The 18680-nt window shown below is 74.6% G+C and carries 17 protein-coding genes; 9 read left to right on the top strand and 8 right to left on the bottom strand.

From position 1 onward, the window contains the following. Window positions 1-204 precede the first annotated feature (204 nt). Entirely contained in the window at window positions 205-723 is a 519-nt protein-coding gene (locus FB476_RS14865) for a hypothetical protein (protein WP_141820773.1), read from the bottom strand. A 477-nt stretch (window positions 724-1200) separates the two neighbouring features. Continuing rightward, window positions 1201-1986 (bottom strand): thioesterase family protein, encoded by a 786-nt coding sequence (locus FB476_RS14860; protein ID WP_141820771.1) that lies wholly within the window; start codon window positions 1984-1986, stop codon window positions 1201-1203. A gap of 304 nt (window positions 1987-2290) precedes the next feature. On the opposite strand from FB476_RS14860, the gene FB476_RS14855 reads away from it, so the two are divergent. The 4 genes from FB476_RS14855 to FB476_RS14840 are packed head-to-tail and all read left to right on the top strand — an operon-like array spanning window position 2291 to window position 7138. Beyond that, on the top strand, window positions 2291-3340 hold the full coding sequence (locus tag FB476_RS14855; protein ID WP_141820769.1) for a DUF2891 family protein: 1050 nt from the start codon (window positions 2291-2293) through the stop codon (window positions 3338-3340). After that, window positions 3324-4880 carry a sensor histidine kinase gene (locus FB476_RS14850; protein ID WP_141820767.1) on the top strand — a complete coding sequence of 519 codons (1557 nt, stop codon included), beginning with the start codon at window positions 3324-3326 and terminating at the stop codon, window positions 4878-4880. Before FB476_RS14855 ends, FB476_RS14850 begins: the two co-directional genes overlap by 17 nt. Before the next feature lie 45 nt (window positions 4881-4925). Then, window positions 4926-5981: a pyridoxal-phosphate dependent enzyme gene (locus FB476_RS14845; protein ID WP_141820765.1), complete on the top strand. Its 1056-nt coding sequence runs from the start codon at window positions 4926-4928 to the stop codon at window positions 5979-5981. Further along, on the top strand, window positions 5978-7138 hold the full coding sequence (locus FB476_RS14840) for an amidohydrolase (protein WP_141820763.1): 1161 nt from the start codon (window positions 5978-5980) through the stop codon (window positions 7136-7138). The genes FB476_RS14845 and FB476_RS14840 overlap by 4 nt, the downstream gene beginning before the upstream one ends. Window positions 7139-7141: 3 nt before the next feature. On the opposite strand, the gene FB476_RS14835 is transcribed toward FB476_RS14840, so the two are convergent. The 5 genes from FB476_RS14835 to FB476_RS14815 are packed head-to-tail and all read right to left on the bottom strand — an operon-like array spanning window position 7142 to window position 12255. Next, window positions 7142-8029: a siderophore-interacting protein gene (locus FB476_RS14835; RefSeq protein ID WP_141820761.1), complete on the bottom strand. Its 888-nt coding sequence runs from the start codon at window positions 8027-8029 to the stop codon at window positions 7142-7144. Further along, window positions 8026-8898, bottom strand: a complete 873-nt coding sequence (locus FB476_RS14830) for an ABC transporter ATP-binding protein (protein WP_420359371.1) — start codon at window positions 8896-8898, stop codon at window positions 8026-8028. Before FB476_RS14830 ends, FB476_RS14835 begins: the two co-directional genes overlap by 4 nt. Then, a complete protein-coding gene (locus tag FB476_RS14825; protein WP_141820757.1) occupies window positions 8895-10022 on the bottom strand; it encodes a FecCD family ABC transporter permease in 1128 nt (375 codons plus the stop codon). Before FB476_RS14825 ends, FB476_RS14830 begins: the two co-directional genes overlap by 4 nt. After that, complete coding sequence (locus tag FB476_RS14820) at window positions 10019-11098, bottom strand: FecCD family ABC transporter permease (RefSeq protein ID WP_238329817.1); 1080 nt, start codon at window positions 11096-11098, stop codon at window positions 10019-10021. The genes FB476_RS14825 and FB476_RS14820 overlap by 4 nt, the downstream gene beginning before the upstream one ends. Before the next feature lie 44 nt (window positions 11099-11142). Next, entirely contained in the window at window positions 11143-12255 is a 1113-nt protein-coding gene (locus FB476_RS14815) for an iron-siderophore ABC transporter substrate-binding protein (protein WP_141820754.1), read from the bottom strand. A 260-nt stretch (window positions 12256-12515) separates the two neighbouring features. Between FB476_RS14815 and nhaA the strand changes: the two genes are divergently transcribed. Further along, window positions 12516-13859 (top strand): Na+/H+ antiporter NhaA, encoded by a 1344-nt coding sequence (nhaA, locus tag FB476_RS14810; protein ID WP_141820752.1) that lies wholly within the window; start codon window positions 12516-12518, stop codon window positions 13857-13859. Between the two features lie 31 nt (window positions 13860-13890). After that, complete coding sequence (locus FB476_RS14805) at window positions 13891-14556, top strand: response regulator transcription factor (protein WP_141820750.1); 666 nt, start codon at window positions 13891-13893, stop codon at window positions 14554-14556. Here FB476_RS14805 and FB476_RS14800 read toward each other — a convergent pair. Further along, complete coding sequence (locus FB476_RS14800; protein ID WP_141820748.1) at window positions 14538-14843, bottom strand: UBP-type zinc finger domain-containing protein; 306 nt, start codon at window positions 14841-14843, stop codon at window positions 14538-14540. The two genes, FB476_RS14805 and FB476_RS14800, sit on opposite strands and share 19 nt — an antisense overlap. A 147-nt stretch (window positions 14844-14990) precedes the next feature. On the opposite strand from FB476_RS14800, the gene FB476_RS14795 reads away from it, so the two are divergent. The 3 genes from FB476_RS14795 to FB476_RS14785 are packed head-to-tail and all read left to right on the top strand — an operon-like array spanning window position 14991 to window position 18674. Next, window positions 14991-16193, top strand: coding sequence for a glycosyltransferase family protein (locus FB476_RS14795; RefSeq protein ID WP_141820746.1), 1203 nt, complete (start codon window positions 14991-14993; stop codon window positions 16191-16193). Further along, window positions 16177-17478 carry a glycosyltransferase gene (locus tag FB476_RS14790; RefSeq protein WP_141820744.1) on the top strand — a complete coding sequence of 434 codons (1302 nt, stop codon included), beginning with the start codon at window positions 16177-16179 and terminating at the stop codon, window positions 17476-17478. Before FB476_RS14795 ends, FB476_RS14790 begins: the two co-directional genes overlap by 17 nt. Further along, window positions 17475-18674, top strand: coding sequence for a glycosyltransferase family 4 protein (locus FB476_RS14785; RefSeq protein WP_141820742.1), 1200 nt, complete (start codon window positions 17475-17477; stop codon window positions 18672-18674). The genes FB476_RS14790 and FB476_RS14785 overlap by 4 nt, the downstream gene beginning before the upstream one ends. Window positions 18675-18680: the final 6 nt, after the last annotated feature.

Raw genomic sequence — 18680 nt, 5'->3', positions numbered from 1 at the left:
GGGGAAGGCCGGCCCCACCGCATACCCGAGGGTGCGGGTGGAGCAGGACGGCGCAGATCCGTCCCGTGGACACGCCCGACGGGAGCGGCCTGAGCGCGCACGTGCGCGCTGGAGCCGGTCAGGTCGGGCGTGTCGTCGGCACCAAGAGGGACCAGGGGGCGGGGCCGGGCCGGAGCGACCCGACCCGCCGCTCCTCGACCAGCCCTAGTTGGCCGGGTTGCCGCCCTCGGCCGGGGCGATCGGGCTGGCGCAGTAGAAGAACGGCTGGCCGTCCGCGGCGTGATAGCTCGCGAGCTCGCCGTCGACCTCCAGCACCAGCTGGAGGCCGGGGACGAGGGCCTGGGTGTACATCATCCCGGGCTCGGGGCAGCCGATGCTGCCGTCGGACCAGGTGACCTCGGCGAAGCCGGCGATCGTGACGTCCTCGACCGCGACGTCCCGGCGCTTGGCGTAGTCCTCGACCGCCGCGACGACCTCCGGGCGGGAGGTGACGGACTCGGGGACCGGACCGGTCGGCAGCGCGCCGGCGTCGGGGTTGTCGGGCTCGATGGGGCTGGGCTTCATCGTGTCCTCCTCGGAGGGGGAGCTGGTCGTCGCGTCGTCGGAGGGGCTCGCGCTCGGAGTCCCCCCGGGAGTCGTGTCGTCGGTCGCCTGCCCGCACGCGCCGAGCGCGAACGTGACTGCTGCGGCGAGCGCCACCAGGCGCTGTCGCTGGGTCAGCATGGATCCTCCTCGGATGGGCCTGCAAGTGTAGGTCCGACGGAGGCAGGACGGATCGAGTTCCGAATGATCTCGTGGTAGGAACGGGGCCGCCGCCCTGCCGAGATCCTTCGGCAGGGGGCGGGGCGTCAGGTCCCCTGAACCTGCGCGCCCCACCCACTGCGCCCCATACATCCGCCCGAGTGAAGTTCAGTCTCAAGGGCGGATCTGCCGGGTGTCCCTTCCCAGCAGCGTCAGGTGTCCCGTCCTGACATATACGTAGACGTCGCAGCTCGGCTTTTTGTTGCCTGTCTCATCTGTGATCTGTGTCACATCTGGGAAGGCGCTGCTCAGGGTTGCCGAGACAGGCGTCGGAAGAGGGGCCAAGGACGGTGCGGATCCGGGGAAGGTGACCCCCTGCGGGCGCCGTTGCCCAGGCCAGGGAGCCGCCCTCATCCTGCAACCTGTGACCACCCTGGGAAAAGGGTCTTGAACGAATCGTTATGGACGAGGGCGGACCGTGAGCGACTGCTCGACCGTGCCCACGGGGCCCTCGACGTCGTGCACCGCCGAGGACGACTGGCCGATGCCGGTCGGCCCCCAGGAGACCTGGGTGTCGAAGCCCGCCCACGGCCCGGTCGGGGCGCGGTGCAGGTGCAGGGTGAGGTCCACGTTGGGGAAGAGCCACTCGCTCGGCGACTGCCGGCCGACGATGCCGTTGGCCACGTCGAGCAGGCCGCACCAGCGGGCCAGGTCGGTGCTCTCCTCGCCCGCGACGAGCGGCCGTCCCGAGCGTACCCACACCTGGCCGCGGCCCGGACGCAGGTGCCCGGGCTCGGCGCGGAACTCCAGGGTCTGCAGGAAGTTGCCGCCCCAGTGGTCCATGCCGTCCCACACCGGCACCGACTCGGGGTCGGGCAGGAGCGGGGCCTCGGCCACGGCGACCGAGCTGGTGTCGGTGCGCGTCAGTCGCCAGGCGCTGAGCCGCACGACGTCGCGGCCGCCGGCGCTCGCCACCGCCTCTACGAGCTCGATGGTCCGCCCCGGCCGGATGGTCGTCGTGCGGATCGTCGTCTCGGACAGGTGGATGACGCCGAGGATGTCGAAGGTCAGGCGGGCCCACTGCAGGTCCGGGCGCGGGTCGTGGCGCTCGAGGGCGTGCACGAGGAGGCCGGTGATCGCCGCCATGTGCTGCTCGTGCTCGCTCCACGCGCCCTGGGTGTGGCGGGTCGGCTGGTAGCGGCCGTCGCCGAGCGCGACGTAGTAGTGGTCCTCGTCGGTGGGCATGGTCGCGAGTCTAGGTGGGGGCAGATCTCATCCCTGGGGGCGTGCTCTCCGCCGCGCGAACTCATCCCTTCGGGTGTGCCGCCACCCTGCGTCGTCCTGTCACGATGGAGGGCGCAGATGGGCAACGGCGCGCCCTCGCGCGAACACGACGACGGCGCCCGAGCTGAGCAGCGTGGCAGTCGGGGGACTTCACTGACAAGGGCCCGTCGACGACGGTCGTGCGGGGGCACGCCGCTGCTTCCTCGAGGAGGCCGGATCTGTGGTGTCTCGGCGCGTGTCGGCCCCGCGCGTGTTCAATGGAGCCATGACCGCCGCTCCCGCCGACGCCGCCGCCTGGTCCCGCGTCGCCCGCACGGTCGTCCGCACGCCCTACCCGTGGTCGCCGGGCCACACCGTGCTCGGCCCCGACGACGGCTCGCTCGTGCCCGAGGAGCTGCACCCGGCCTTCTGGGGCAGCCTCGACTGGCACTCCTGCGTGCACATGCAGTGGTCCCTCGTCGTCCTGCTCACCCGCCACGGCGACGCGCTGCCCGAGGACGAGCGGGCCGCGGTCGTCGAGCTGCTCTCCGAGCGGCTCCGGCCGGAGCACGTGGCGGTCGAGGTCGCCTACCTGCGCGAGCGGCCCTCCTTCGAACGCCCCTACGGCTGGGCCTGGGCCGCCCAGCTCGCCGCCGCCCTGGCCGGGGCCGCGGACGGTGCGGCACCGCATAACCCGGTCCGGGCGTGGGCCGAGGCGGTCGCGCCGCTGGGCGAGACCGTCCTCGACCTGGTGCTCGGCTGGCTGCCCCGGCAGACCTATCCCGTGCGCCACGGCAAGCACCAGAACGACGCCTTCGCCCTCACCCTCCTGCTCGACGCCGCCGAGCGGCTCGGGCGCGACGACGTGGCCGCGGCCTGCCGCACCCGCGCGATCGACTGGTTCGGCACCGACGGCGAGGCGCCCACCGGCTGGGAGCCCGGCGGCACCGACTTCCTCTCGCCCGCCCTCACCGAGGCCGTGCTCCTCTCGCGCGTCCTCGGCCCCGGGGCGTATGCCGTGTGGCTGGACCGCTTCCTCCCCGGCCTGGGCGAGGGGCGGCACGAGCACCTGCTCGCCGTCCCGGACGTCGTCGACCCGACCGACGGGCAGTACGCCCACCTGCTCGGCCTGGCGCTGAGCCGGGCCTGGCAGCTGCGCGAGCTGGCTCGGTCCCTGCCGCACGTGGCCGACCGGCTCCGTGCGGCCGCCGACGAGCAGGAGGCGGCCGTGCTGCGCCAGATCACCGAGGGCAACTTCATGGCGACCCACTGGCTGGTGTCGTTCGCGCTGCTCGCGCACGGCGTGCTGGAGGTCGGCGATGGTCCTGACCGCTGACGACGAGGAGACCGGCGGCCGGCACCGGGACGAGCCCCGCCCGGAGGCGAGCGAGGACGGACGGCGCTCGCGGCCGCCGCGGACGCTGTCGGTCCGCCAGCGGCTGCTCGCGATGATCGTCGCGGTGATGACGGTGGGGCTGACCCTGACGGGTGTCATCAGCTACGGCCTCGCCTACCGGGCGGTGCACGAACGGGTCGACGACGAGCTGACCCAGGAGGTCAGCGAGCTGCGCAAGCTGGCGCAGGCCGGGCCGCTGCAGGACGGACAGCCCTACACCGACGCCGAGGAGCTCTTCTTCGCCTTCCTCACCTCGACCGTCGCCAGCCAGGACGAGGCGATGGCCGGGATCGTCGACGGCACGATGGGCTACCTGACCGGTGGTGACCGCAGCTTCGAGATCGACCATCCCGACGTCCAGCGGGCGGTCGCCGAGCTGCCGGTGCCAGACGGCCGGGCGGTGGCCACCGAGCTGCGCACGCAGGGCACGGTGCTCCGGCTCATGGTCACCGACGTGCAGCTGCCGGGCGACGACCGGGACACCAAGTTCGTCGTCGCCCTCGACCTCGGCAGCCAGGTCGTCGAGGTGCGCAACCGGGCGCTGACCTACGTCGGCCTCTCGGTGCTCGTGCTCGCCGCGGTCGCGGCCTTCTCCCACCTCCTGCTCGGTCGGCTGCTGCGCCCGCTGACCGAGCTGCGCGAGGCGACGGCGCTCACCTCGACCGACGACCTGTCCCGGCGGGTCGAGGTGGACGCGCCCGACAACGAGGTGGGCGAGCTCGCGGTGCACTTCAACTCGATGCTCGACCGCATCGAGGCGGGCGTGCGCGAGCAGCGGCAGTTCCTCGACGACGCCGCCCACGAGCTGCGCACGCCCCTGACGATCGTGCGCGGCAACGCCGAGCTGCTCCGCGCCGACGACCCGGCCGACGTCGAGTCGTCGCGGGCGCTCATCCTCGACGAGGTCGACCGGATGCAGCGGCTGGTCGACGACCTGCTCATGCTCGCGCGCTCGCAGCGGCCCGACTTCTACCAGCCCGCCCGCACCGACGTCACCGAGCTGGCCCTGGAGGCGATGGAGCGCATCACCTCGCTGGGTCACCGTGCCTGGCGGCTGCACGCCGGGGCCGAGGGCACCGCCGAGCTGGACCGGCAGCGGATCCTCCAGGCGATCGTCCAGCTGGCGGCCAACGCGGTGAAGTTCAGCGACCGGGGCTCGGCGGTGGAGCTGTCGACGACGTGGGTCGCCGGGGACGCCCCGGAGGCGGCGCGCGCCGTCGAGGCGGGGGCCGACCCGGCCCCGCGCTACCTCGTGCTGGCGCTCGCCGACAAGGGGATCGGCATACCCGAGGGCCAGCGGGGGCGGATCTTCGACCGCTTCGGGCGGGCCGACAACATCGGCACCGCCGAGGGGTCCGGCCTGGGGCTGCCCATCGTCAAGGCGATCGCCGACTCGCACGCCGGCGCCGTGCTGCTCGACTCCGAGGAGGGCGAGGGGTCGACCTTCGCGCTGTGGATCCCGGTGGCCGAGGACGCCTGAGGGACCCTCCGCCCGTCGACCGGAGGCATCCGCCACACTCCGGGTATGACGTCCTGGTTCGCCAACCCCGCGGCCCGGCGGTGGTCCGTGGTGGGGGAGGCCCCCGCCGTGCGCGACTTCCACCGCACGCTGCCCGGCTACGCCCCCACGCCCCTGGTCGACCTGCCCGCGCTCGCCGAGGAGCTCGGCGTCGGTCGGGTGCTCGTCAAGGACGAGTCGTCACGGCTCGGGCTGCCGGCCTTCAAGATCCTCGGCGCCTCGTGGGCGTGCCGGCGCGTGCTCGACCGGCAGCCGGGCGCGGTCCTCGTCACGGCCACCGACGGCAACCACGGCCGGGCGGTCGCGCGGGTGGCGAAGCAGCTCGGCACGACGGCCACGGTCTTCGTGCCCCGCGTCATGCCGGAGAGCACGGCCGGCCTCATCGCCTCCGAGGGTGCGGAGGTCGTGCGGGTCGACGGCGACTACGACGACGCGGTGCGGGCCGCGGCGGCGCACGCAGAGGCCGACCCGGGACGCGCGCTGGTGCAGGACACCGCCTGGGAGGGCTACGAGCAGGTGCCGCAGGACATCGTCGACGGCTACGCCACCCTGCTGGCCGAGGTCGACGAGGAGCTCGGGCGACAGCCCGACCTGGTGGCCGTCCCCGTCGGCGTCGGGTCGCTGGCGCAGGCGGTCGTCGCGCACTACCGCCGGGGGAGCGACGACTCCACCGACCACAACGAGGCCGACCACCCGACCCGGGTCCTCTCCGTCGAGCCGGACACGGCCGCCTGCCTGCTGGCGAGCCTCGCGGCCGGCTCCCCGGTCGCGGTCCCGACCGGTGCCACCGTGATGGCGGGGCTCAACTGCGGCACGGTCTCCTCGCTCGCCTGGCCGGTGCTCTCCGCCGGCTGCGACGCCGCCGTCGCCGTGACCGACGACGAGGCGCTCGCCGCCTCCCGCGACCTCGAGGGGCTCGGCGTCTCCTCCGGCCCGTGCGGCGCCGCGACCCTCGCCGGCGTCCGCGCCGCCCTGTCCGACCCCGCCCGGTGCGCCGACCTCGCGCTGCCGGCCGACGCCGTCCTCGTCCTCCTCTCCACCGAAGGGCTCGACTCCGCATGACCGCCGACCTGTCCGCCCGGCTGCGCGCATGGCGCCACCACCTGCACCGCCACCCCGAGACCGCCTTCGCCGAGCACGCCACGGCCGACTACCTGGCCGGCGAGCTGGAGGCGCTCGGCTTCGACGTCGCCCGGGGCCTCGGCGGCACCGGTCTCGTCGCCTCCCTCACCCGCGGGACCGGCGACCGCGCCGTCGGGCTGCGCACCGACCTGGACGGGCTGCCGATCACCGAGGTGCCCGGACGCGAGCACGGCTCGGTCAACCGCGGCGCCATGCACGCCTGCGGCCACGACGGGCACATGGCGATGGCCCTCGGGGCCGCCGCCGTGCTCGCCGAGGAGGGCGGCTTCGACGGCACCGTCCGGATCGTCGGCCAGCCGGCCGAGGAGCCCGGTCGCGGCGCGCAGGCGATGCTCGACGACGGGCTGCTCGAGCGCTTCCCGCTCGACGTCCTCTACGGCCTGCACAACCTGCCCGGCCTGCCCGCCGGGCACCTGCACGTGCGGCCCGGCGGGATCATGGCCAGCGAGGACAACTTCACGATCGTCGTGCACGGCCGCGGCGGGCACGCCGCCCGGCCCGAGGCGGTCGTCGACCCGCTCGTCGCCGGGGCCGAGATCGTCCTGGCGCTCCAGACCGTCGTCGCCCGCAACGTCGACCCGGTCCGCCCGGCCGTCGTCTCGTGCACCGGCTTCGAGACCGACGGGGCGCGCAACGCCATACCCTCCACGGTGCGGATCACCGGCGACACCCGCAGCTTCGACCCGCAGGTGCAGGAGCTGCTCGAGCGCCGGATCCGCGAGATCGCGACCGGGGTCGCGGCGGCGCACGGGGCGACGGCGGAGGTGACCTACACGCACGAGTTCGCGCCCACGGTCAACGACCCCGAGGTGACGGCGCGGGCCGTCGCGGCCGCGACCGCCGCGCTGGGCGCCGACCGCGTCGTGGGCGACTGCGACCCGATCCTGCCGAGCGAGGACTTCGGTGTGTTCGCCCGGCACGTGCCCGCGTGCTTCGCCCTCCTCGGCAACGGCACCGAGCCCGGCCGCGGCGGCACGCCGCTGCACAGCGCCGACTACGACCTCAACGACGAGATCCTCCCCGCCGGGGTGGCCTTCTACGTCGCGGCGGTGCGGGCGGAGCTGCCTGCGGGCTAGACCTCAGCCGCGCGGGCGGCCCAGGATCCAGTAGGCGCAGAAGTAGACCGACGTCTTGGCCACGCCACGGTCGCGCACGAGGTGGCGGCGCACCTGCGCGGCCAGCTCCTGCTCGCCCGAGACCCAGCCGTAGTCAGGCTGCGGCAGGTCGGCCGCGCGGACCGCCTCGACCAGGGCCTCGCCCGGACGGCGCTCGCCGCGGTGCACCACGGTCAGCGTGCCGAGCTCGGGCTCGGGCAGGTCGGGCACCGCGCCGGGCGCGGTCTCGAGCAGCACGTGCAGCTCGGTGCCGGTGCCGCGGGCGCCCTCGACGATCTGCACGATCGAGGGGTATGCCGTCTCGTCGCCGGCGATCACCTGCACCCGGGCGTCGGCCGGCGGGTGGTAGCAGGTGGTGCCGGTCTGCACGGCCAGCTCGTCGCCGGGGGCCGCGTCGCGCACCCAGCGCCCGCCGGGGCCCTCCTCGACCTCGCCCTCGGGGTGCAGCACGACCTCGACGTCCAGCTCGGCGAGCTCGGGGCGCCAGGCGCGGACGGTGTACCACCGCACGTCGGGGCGGGTCTCCTCCGGCATCTCGCCGATGACCGGGCGGGGGTTGGGCCCGCTGATGCCCGAGAGGTCCGGCAGCGTCGTGCCCGGGCGGGGCATGACGAGACCGACGTACTCGTCCGGGCCGAGCGGGGCATACCAGCCGGCCAGCCCGGGGGCGTGCACGGTGAGGCGGCGCAGCTGCGGCGCGACCCACTCGACGCGCAGCACGGTGGCGGGCACGCAGGCGTGCTCGGAGCGCTCCAGGGGCATCGCCATCGTGCGGGCGTAGACCTCGGAGGCCACGCGCTCGGCCACCTGGCGGGCACCGCGGGTCAGGGTGTCGGTCAGGGGTGCGTTCATCGCAGGACCTCCAGCTCGGGAGCGATCTCGGGGGCGATCCGCGGCGTGCCCGCGGTGCCCAGGACGTGCCCGACCGGACGGTGCCGGCCGAGCGGGATGACGGACAGGTCGCCGGTGGCCTCCTGCCACAGGACCCGGCAGGTGATGCCGAAGACGTCGCAGACGGTCTCGGCGGTGACGACCTCGCGGGGCGCGCCCTGGGCGATGACCCGGCCGCCGCGCATCGCGACGAGGTGGTCGGCGTAGCGGGCGGCCATCGCCAGGTCGTGCAGCACCATGACGACGGTGGTGCCGCGGTCGACGGACAGGTCGCGCGCCAGGTCGAGGACCTCCACCTGGTGGGCGATGTCGAGGAAGCTCGTCGGCTCGTCGAGGAGCAGCAGGTCGGTGCGCTGGGCCAGGACCATCGCGATCCACACCCGCTGGCGCTGGCCGCCGGAGAGCTCGGCGACCTCGCGGCTGACGAGGTGGGTGGTGCCGGTCAGGTCCAGCGCCTCGGCGACGACCTCGTCGTCCTCCCGCGTCCACTGGCGCAGCAGGCCGTGGTGGGGGTGGCGGCCGCGGGCGACCAGCTCGCCGACGGTGATGCCCTCGGGCACGACGGGGCTCTGCGGCAGCAGCGCCATCGCCCGGGCGACCTGCTTGGTCGGCATCCGGTGCACGTCCTGGTCGCCGAGCAGGACCCGGCCGTCCTTGGGCCTCAGCAGCCGCGAGAGCCCGCGCAGCAGCGTCGACTTGCCGCAGCCGTTGGGACCGACGATCGCGGTCACCTTGCCCGAGGGGATCTCGAGGTCGAGGTCGGAGACGATGGTCCGCTCGCCGTAGCCGAGGGTGAGGCGTTCGGCGCGGAGCACGGGGGAGCTCATCAGGCAGACCTTTCGCGGGTGAGGAGCCAGAGGAGGAAGGGGGCGCCGATGAGGCCGGTGACGACCCCGACCGGCAGGTTCACGTCGGGGAGGGCGTAGGCACCGGCGAAGTCGGCGAGCACCACGATGACCGCGCCGACGAGCGCGGCGGTGCCGATCGAGGCGCGGCCGCCGAGCAGCCGCCGGGCGATCGGCCCGGAGAGGAAGGCGACGAACGAGATCGGCCCGCAGACCGAGGTGGTCGCCGCCACGAGCAGCACGACGAGGAGCAGGGCGCGGGCACGGACCGCGCGGGGCGGGGCCCCGACGCCGGCGGCCAGGTCGTCGCCGAGCTCGACGAGGTGCAGCTCGCGCGCCGCGCCCAGCAGCAGCGGCAGCGCCAGCGCGACGACGACGAGCAGCAGGCTGATCTGGCGCCAGGTGACCGAGGCGAGGCTGCCCGTCAGCCAGACCATCGCCTCGTGCGCCCGGTAGACGTCGGCCCGCAGCAGGATCCAGTGCACGACGGAGGTGAGCATCGCCGAGAGCGCGATGCCGACGAGGATCATCCGGGTCGGGCCGGCGCCGGGGTTCGAGCCCGACAGCGTGAGCAGCGCGACCGCGACGAGGCCGGCGCCGACGAGGGCCGCCAGGGTGACCGCGGGGCCGGAGCCGTCGAGCGCCACGAGCGTGAAGACCGCGGCGGCGCTGGCGCCCATCGTCAGCCCGAGCACGTCGGGGCTGGCCAGCGGGTTGCGGGCCATGAGCTGGAAGGTCGCGCCGCTGCTGCCCAGGGCCAGCCCGGCCAGGGTGCCGACGACCGCGCGGGGGAGCTTGGAGTCCATCAGGATGAACTCCGCGCCACCGGAGACGTCGCCGGTGCCCAGGACGATCCGGAAGAAGTCGGGGACGGTGATCGTGTAGTCGCCCAGGAGGGTGCGGACGACCATCGCGAGCAGCCAGGCGACGATCAGCCCGGCCACCACGAGGTGGGTGCGGCGCCGCGCGTGGTGGCGGGCGCGCCGGACCGTGTCCGCGCGGTCGGCCAGGTCGGGCGCGGCGACGCCCTCGAGGGCGGGGTCGGGTGCGCCGGAGCCCGAGCCCGGGCCACCGGCGCCCGGACCGCTCACGCGGGTGTCGACGCTCATCGCACGGCCGTCCTGCGCACGAGCCAGATGAGGCCGGGGGCGCCCAGCACGGCGGTCATGATGCCGACCTGCACCTCCGAGGGCGGCATGACGACGCGCCCCAGGGTGTCGGTGAGCATGACCAGCACGGGCCCGACGAGGGCGCTGCCGAGCAGGATGCGGCGGTAGTCCGGACCGGTGACCAGACGCACCAGGTGCGGCACGACCAGGCCGACGAAGCCGACCGGGCCCGCCAGGGCGACGGCGGAGGCGGCTAGCCCGACGGCCCCGAGGGCGACGACGCCGCGCGCCAGGTGGACGCGCTGGCCGAGCGCCCGCTCGAGGTCGTCGCCGAGGGCGGTGGCGTTGAGGATCGGGCCGGCGAACGCCACGATCACCAGCGAGACGACCAGCAGCGGCGCCACGTCGAGCACGAGCGAGGCGGAGCGCCCGGCGACGCTGCCGACCTGCCAGAAGCGGAAGGTGTCGAGCGCGCCCCGGTCACTGACGAGCACTCCGGCCGTGACGCTCACGGCTCCTGCCGTCAGCGCGGCTCCCGCGAGCGCCATGGTCAGCGGGGCGGCGCCGCCCGGCGCGGCGGCGGCCACGGCATACACGATCACGGCGGCGGCGATGCCGCCCAGCAGCGCGAGCCAGACGAAGGTGCCGGCCGAGCCGATGCCCAGCAGCTGGATGCCGAGGACCACCGCGAGGGCGGCGCCGGCGTTGACGCCGATGATGCCGGGGTCGGCGAGGGGGTTGCGGGTCAGGCCCTGCATGGCCGCACCCGAGAGCGCGACCGCCATCCCGACCACCGCGCCGATGATCGTGCGGTCGATGCGGGCGGCGACCACGGCCGCGGCCGGGTGGTCCCCGTCGCCGAGCACCGCCTGCAGCCCGGCCAGCACGTCGGCGGGGGAGAGGGTGCGCGAGCCGACCGCGATCGACACCGCGGCGGCGAGCAGCACGGCGCCGACCCCGAGGGTCAGCGGCCCCCAGGTGCGGCGGCGGCTGACGATCGCGCTGCGCCGGCCCGACCGCCCCGGACCGGTGGTCCGGGCCGGGGCAGGCCCCGCCGCCGGCGCGTCGGGAGACACGTCGGCGGCGGTGGTCAGGTCGGGCGCGATGAGCGGGCCTCGACTCAGCGCGGGCTGGCCTCGGCGGCCTTCGCGGCGGCCTCGGCGACGTCGGGGATGAAGGTCTCGAGCGCGACCGGGATCGACAGCGGGGTCGGCGAGCTCATGCCGAGCGCGGCCTGCTGGTCGGCGGAGGCGACGTAGGCGCCGTTGGCCATCGCCGGGATCTGCGACAGCAGCGGGTCGGCGAGCACCTGCTCGGCGCCGAACTCGCCGTCGACGTAGAAGACGAAGACGTCGGCGTCGAGGGTGTCGGCCTGCTCGGCGGAGAGGTTGGCGCTGAAGGTGCCGGCGGTGCTCAGCTCCTCGACGACCGGGGAGTTGACCATGCCGAGCTCGGTGAGGAACTGCGGGCGCAGGTCGGTGACGGTGTAGAGACCGATCGTGGAGGTGTCGGTCGGGGTGAACCAGCCCCACGCGAAGGACGTGCCCTCGAGCTGGGGGTACTTCTCCTGGGTCGCCTCGAAGGCCGCCTCGGTGTCGGCGATGGCCTGCTCGGCCTGGTCGGGGCGGCCGATGGCCTGGCCGACGAGCTCGACCGACTCGCGCCACGGGGTGCTCCACGGCTGCTCGGGGTAGGCCACGGTCGGCGCGATCTTGGAGAGCCGGTCGTAGTCCTCCTGGCTCATGCCGGAGTTGCTGCCGATGATGAGGTCGGGCTCGAGCGCCGCGATCTCGTCGACGGGGATGCCGTCGGAGTCGTCGTAGCGGGTGATGTCGGCCGGGTCGGCGCCCAGCTCGGTGACGGCCTCGTCGAACCAGTCGGTCGAGCCGGCGTCGTTGCCGCCCCAGTTGATCTTCACGGCGGCGATCGGCACCTCGCCGAGGGCGGCCATGATCTCGTGGTCGGTCCAGCCGACCGTCACCACGCGCTGCGGGTCGGACTCGATGGTGGTCTCGCCGAAGGCGTGCTCGACGGTCGTCGGGAAGGTGCCGGTGTCACCGTCGGCCGCGGCCGTGTCGTCGCTGGTCGCACCCGAGTCCTCCGTCGTGCCACCGTCCGCGGTGTCGTCGGAGCTGGCCGAGCCCGAGGGGCCGGTCGAGCAGGCCGTGAGGGCCAGGGAGGCGGTGAGCACGAGCGCGCCGAGGCGCGCGGTGCGGCGGGGGAGAGCGGTCACGGTCGGGGGTCTCCTGGTGCGACGGGGCCGGGGGGATCCCGGCACGACGAGAGAACCTTAGGTCCACCTAACCTCGAATATCAACATCGCCCGATTGCCAAATTGGTCACAGGTCTGCCAAGCCTCGCGGTATGCGGTTCCGACCGGCCCGCGTGCGCCCGGCGGTCGCGGGTCCGGGGCGCTGCGACTAACGTGAACCCCTGGTGTGCCGGGAAGTCTGGTCGGCGACATTGTCAGCGACCCCTGCCCGAAGGACACCGATGTCAGATCAGCAGCACCGCACGACCCTCGGCCGCGGCAGCTACGAGGAGGTCGTCCGCGTCGGCGACGTGCTCCGCAAGGAGACGGTGGGCGGCATGCTGCTCGTCGCCGCGGCCCTGCTCGCGATCGTCTGGGCCAACTCTCCCTGGGCGGAGACCTACTTCTCGATCCGCGACACCGAGCTCGGCTACGAGCCCTGGCACCTGCGCCTGAGCATCGGCTCCTGGGCCGCCGACGGGCTCCTCGCGATCTTCTTCTTCATGGTCGGCCTGGAGCTGAAGAAGGAGATCGTCATCGGCGACCTGCGCCGGTGGGACCGGGCGGTCGTGCCGGTCGCCGCGGCCGTCGGCGGCGTGGTCGTCCCGGCGCTCATCTACGTGGCCGTCAACTGGGGCGACAGCGACGTGCTCACCGGCTGGGCGGTGCCGACCGCGACGGACATCGCCTTCGCCGTCGCCGTGCTGGCGATCATCGGGTCGCATCTGCCGCCGGCCCTGCGGATCTTCCTGCTCACGCTGGCCGTCGTCGACGACCTCATCGCCATCCTCGTCATCGCCATCGTCTACACCTCCGACCTTGAGCTGCCCATGCTCGCGTGGTCGCTGATCCCCCTCGCGCTCTACGCGCTCATCGCCCGCCGGAGGCGCCCACTCTTCCGCGGCTCGATGCTGCCCGCCTGGCTCATCCTGCTGCCGATCGGCATCGTCTTCTGGGCCCTGGTGCACGCCTCGGGCATCCACGCCACGATCGCCGGCGTCATCCTCGGCTTCACGGTGCCGGTGCGGCTCAAGGCCGAGCGCGGCGAGCCCACCCACGAGGGCGCGCACGGCCTCGCCGAGGTCTTCGAGCACCGGCTGCGCCCGCTCTCGGCCGGCGTGGCGGTGCCCGTCTTCGCGTTCTTCTCCGCCGGCGTCGCGGTCGGCGGGCTCGACGGGCTCACCTCCGCGCTGATGGCCCCGGTCACCATCGGCATCGTCCTCGGCCTGGTCGTCGGCAAGATCATCGGCATCACGGGCACGACGTGGCTCGTCACGCGGCTGCGCGGAGCCAACCTCGACCCCTCGCTGCGCTGGATCGACGTGGCGGGCGTCTCGGTGCTCGCCGGCATCGGCTTCACGGTCTCGCTGCTGGTGGCCGAGCTGAGCTTCGGCGTCGGCACCGAGCTGGGCGACGAGGCCAAGGTCGGCATCTTCGTCGCCTCGCTGCTCGCCGCCCTGCTGGGGGCCGCGATCCTCACCGCCCGCAACCGGCACTACCGGGCGATCGCGGAGGAGGAGACGGTCGACGCCGACGAGGACGGCATCCCCGACGTCTACCAGGCCGACGGCTCCCACCACCCCTGAGCGGAGCGGCCCCGCGGGTTAGCCTGGGGCGGTGCACCACATCCTGGTCGTGGAGGACGAGGCGGGGATCGCGCGGGTCATCGACCGCGGCCTGAAGGCCGCGGGCTACCGCACCACCGTCGTCGGGGACGGGCTGGCCGCGCTCGAGGCGGTCGCCGAGGCCGACGTCGACCTCGTCGTGCTCGACGTCGGCCTGCCCCGCATGGACGGCTTCACCGTGCTGCGGATGCTGCGCACGATGGAGGACCCCGTGCCGGTGATCATGTGCACCGCCCGCGACTCCGTCGAGGACACCGTCTCCGGGCTCGAGAGCGGCGCGGACGACTACCTCGCCAAGCCGTTCCGGGTCGAGGAGCTGCTCGCCCGGGTGCGCGCCCGGCTGCGCAAGCCCGCCAGCGCGACCACCGAGGCCCAGCAGATCTCGGCCGGCGGCGTCACCCTCGACCTCGTGGCCCACACCGCCGCCGTCGAGGGCCGGCCGGTGGAGCTGTCGGCCCGCGAGTTCGCGCTGGCCCGCACCCTCATGGAGCACGCCGGCCAGGCGCTGAGCCGCGACCAGCTGCTCGACCGGGTGTGGGGCTTCGAGGTCACCGGGGCCTCCAACGTCGTCGACGTCTACGTCCGCTACCTGCGCACCAAGCTCGGGTCGTCGCGGATCACGACCGTGCGCGGCGTCGGCTACCGCTTCGAGTCGTAGGACGGCGCCGGCGGCGCGCCGGGCACGGTGAAGGCGACCGCGTCGACGAAGCACCACCACCAGTCCTCGCCCGGCTCGTAGGAGCGGACCAGCGGGTGGTCGGGGTGCTCGCGGTGGTGGGCCGTGGCGTGCCTCGACGGCGAGCTGTCGCAGCAGCCGACGTGCCCGCAGGTCTGGCAGACCCGCAGGTGGACCCAGGTGCCGCCGGTCCGCAGGCACTCCTCGCACCCCTGGGCGGACGGGCTGACCTCGCCGACGTCGGCCACATGACCGCAGGGCTGGCTCATGACGGGCTCCTTCGCGCTCTCCGGCCGAGCGTAGCCCCCAGATGAGACAACTCTCATCGACATGTCATCCGGGGCTCATGACCGACCGCTTCACTGGTTCCCACGCCACCGGTCCCGGTGGGGGGAGCCGAGGGGAGAAAGGGAGCCATGACGGAGCAGACGGTGCAGGAGGCGCTGCGGGTGGTGTTCTACTCGCACGACTCCCAGGGCCTGGGCCACTTCCGGCGCAACCGCGCGCTGGCCCACTCCCTCGCGCAGCGTCTGCCGCGGCTCACCGGCCGCCCCGTGACCGGCCTCCTCGTCAACGGCGTCGCCGGCATCCCGACCGCCTCGGTCCCGCAGGGATTCGACGTCGTCACCCTCCCCTCGGTCGGCAAGCGCGGGCGCACCTACGGCCCCCGCCGCCTCGACATCGGCATGAACGCCGTCACCTCGCTGCGCGGCGAGATCGTCCGCGCCACCCTGGCGACCTTCGTGCCCGACCTCGTCGTCGTCGACCGCCACGCCCTCGGCGTCCACGGCGAGCTGGCCCCGGCACTCGCCGACCTGCGCTCCTCCGCCCCCGGCACCAAGGTCGTGCTGGGCCTGCGCGAGGTGCTCGACGAGCCCGAGGCCGTGCAGGCCGAGTGGCAGCGCACCCCTGCCGACGTCGTCCGCGCCCTCTTCGACGAGATCTGGGTCTACGGCGACTCCGCCGTCCACGACCTGCGCCTCACCGGCGAGCTGCCCCGGGCCCTGCACGACCTCGTCCGCTACCAGGGCTACCTGGGTCACGGCCGCGCCGAGGACCCCGACGGCCTCGACCCCGAGCAGCCCTACGTGCTCACCAGCGCCGGTGGCGGCTCCGACGGCACCCCGCTGTGCCTGGCCGCGGCCGCCGCGCCGGTCCCCGCCGGTCACCGCCACGTCGTCGTCACCGGCCCGCAGATGAGCGAGGCCGACCACCGCTCGGTCGAGCGGGCCGCCACCCGGCGCACCCAGGTCGTGCGTTCGGTGCCGGACGCCGCCGGCCTCATCCGCCGGTCCGCCGCCACGATCTCGATGGCCGGCTACAACACCGTCACCGAGACGATGGCCACCGACGTGCCCGCCCTGCTCGTCCCGCGGGAGTGGCCGCGCCGCGAGCAGCTCATCCGCGCGGAGGGCCTGGCCCGCGTCGGCGCCGCCGAGGTGCTGCGCGTGGGCGTCGCGACCCCGGACGCGATCGGCTCCTGGATGGCCGCCGCCGTCGGCCGCCGTGTCGACCGCTCCCACCTCGACCTCGCCGGCCTGAGCTCGGTCGCGCGCGCGGCCGCCGCGCTGACCGCCTACCCCGCCACCAAGGAGCCGCACCATGCCCTCGCCGTCTGACCGCTCCCGGGTGGCCTACGTCGTCAAGGTCTACCCGCGCTTCTCCGAGACCTTCGTCGTCACCGAGATCCTCGCCCGCGAGGCGGCGGGGGAGGACCTGGCGATCTACGCCCTGCGGCCCACCACCGACGCCCGCTTCCACCCCCAGATCGCGGCCGTCCAGGCGCCCGTCACCCACCTGCCCCGCGCGCACCGGCTCGTCGGCGAGTGGGAGGTCTTCGGCCGCGCCCAGGCCGAGCTGCCCGGCTTCGGGCCCGCCCTGGGCGAGCTCATGCCGCTGCTGGTGCGGATGGACCCCTCCGACGTCGCCCAGGCCGTCGACCTGGCCGTCCGCCTGCGCCGCGACGGCATCACGCACGTCCACGCGCACTTCGCCTCGCTCGCGGCCCGCACCGCGATGGTCGCCTCCGCGCTGACCGGCATCCCCTACACGGTGACCACCCACGCCAAGGACCTCTTCCACGAGGACGTCGACCAGGTGCTGCTGCGCGCGGTGCTCGGCCGCGCGGCCAACGTCATCGCGATCAGCGACTACAACCGCCGCTTCCTGCTCGGCATCGACCCGGCGCTGGAGCCGACCGTGCGTCTGGTGCGCAACGGCCTGGACCTGACCCGCTTCCCGTTCCGCGAGCCGGGTGCCCCGCGCACGCCGCTGCGGGTGCTGGGCGTCGGTCGCCTCGTCGAGAAGAAGGGCTTCACCCACCTCGTCGACGCCGCCGCCGAGCTGGTCGCGACGGGCACCCCCGTGGCCGTCCGCATCGTCGGCGACGGCGAGCTCGGCGACCGGCTCGCGGCCCAGATCGCGGACCGCGGCCTCGCCGGCACGGTCTCCCTCGTGGGCCCGCGCAGCCAGGCCGAGCTGGTGGAGGAGCTGGCCTGGGCCGACGTCCTCGCCGCCCCCTGCGTCGTGGGCGCCGACGGCAACGCCGACGGCCTGCCCACCGTGATCCTCGAGGCGATGGCCAGCGGCCTGCCCGTGGTCGCCACCGACGTCACCGGCATCCCCGAGGCCGTGCACCCCGCCGGCGTGACCGAGACGGGCGAGCCCGTCGAGCAGACCGGCATCTTGCTCCGCGCCGAGGAGGAGTGGCTCACCGACCGCCTCGCCGCCGCCCTGCGCGAGGTCGCCGACCCCACCTGGCCGCGGGCCGAGGTCGCCCGCGCCGCCCGCGCCGCGGTCGAGCGCGACTTCGACACCGTGCGCCAGAGCCGCCTGCTCGCCGAGCTCGAGGGCGCCGCCGACGTGACCGGGACCGTCGACGTCCTCGCGGAGGTGACCCGATGACCACCCGCGTCGCCTACGTCTGCGCCGACCCCGGCATCCCCGTCTTCGGCACCAAGGGCGCCAGCGTCCACATCCAGGAGCTCGTCCGCGCCTGGCGCGCCCGCGGCGCCGAGGTCGAGGTGTATGCCGTGCGCCGCGGCGACGACGTCCCCGCCGACCTGGCCGACCTGCCCGTGCACGTGGTGCCGGTCGCCAAGGGCTCCGACCCCGCCGCCCGCGAGGTCGCCCAGCAGGAGGCCGCCGCGCAGCTGGCCGCGATGGTGACTGCCGCCGCCCCCGACGTCGTCCACGAGCGCTACTCGCTCTTCTCCCCCATCCTCCGGCAGGTGCGTCGCACGCACCCCTGCACCACCGTGCTGGAGGTCAACGCCCCCCTCGTCGACGAGCAGCGCACCCACCGTGTGCTCGTCGACGAGGGGGGCGCGGAGAAGGCCCTGGCCGCGCAGCTGACGGCCGCCGACGTCGTGGCCTGCGTCTCCGAGCCGGTCGCCGCCTGGGTGCGCGACCGGGCCGCCGTGCTCGCGCCCGACGCCGCCCCGACGGTCCTCGTCACCCCCAACGGCGTCAACACCGACCGCATCCGCGCGGTCACCCCCGACCTCTCCGGCGACCCGGTCGTCGTCTTCGTCGGCACCCTCAAGCCCTGGCACGGTGTCGCGGACCTCGTCCGCGCCGCCGCCCTGGCGCAGGTCCCGTGGCGGCTGCGCCTGGTCGGCGACGGTCCGGTGCGCGCCCGCCTCGAGGAGCTCGCCGCCGAGCACGGCGTCGAGCTCGAGATGGTCGGCGCGGTGCCACCGGAGCAGGTCCCGGCCGCGCTCGAGGGCGCCCTCGTCGCCGTCGCCCCCTACCCCGCCTCGGCCGACCACTACTTCTCGCCGCTGAAGGTCTACGAGTACGGCGCCGCCGCGCTGCCGGTCGTCGCCTCCCGCATCGGCGAGATCCCCGAGGTCGTCGCGGACGGCGTCACCGGCCTGCTGGTGCCCCCGTCCGACCCCGCCGCGCTCGCCGCCGCCATCGACCGGCTCGCCGCCGACCCCGCCGCCGCCCGGCGGATGGGTGCCGCGGCCCGGGAGCGGATGACCGAGCGCCACTCCTGGTCGCACGTCCTCGCGGCCACCCTCGCGCCGATCGGTGTCCTCGACCGGCCCGACCCCGCAGGGCTCGCGGGTCGTCCCGAGCTCACCGCCGTGCCGTAGCGCACG

Source organism: Ornithinimicrobium humiphilum, assembly GCF_006716885.1.
Classification (GTDB): domain Bacteria; phylum Actinomycetota; class Actinomycetes; order Actinomycetales; family Dermatophilaceae; genus Ornithinicoccus; species Ornithinicoccus humiphilus.
This window is presented reverse-complemented; position numbering and strand designations above follow the sequence as displayed.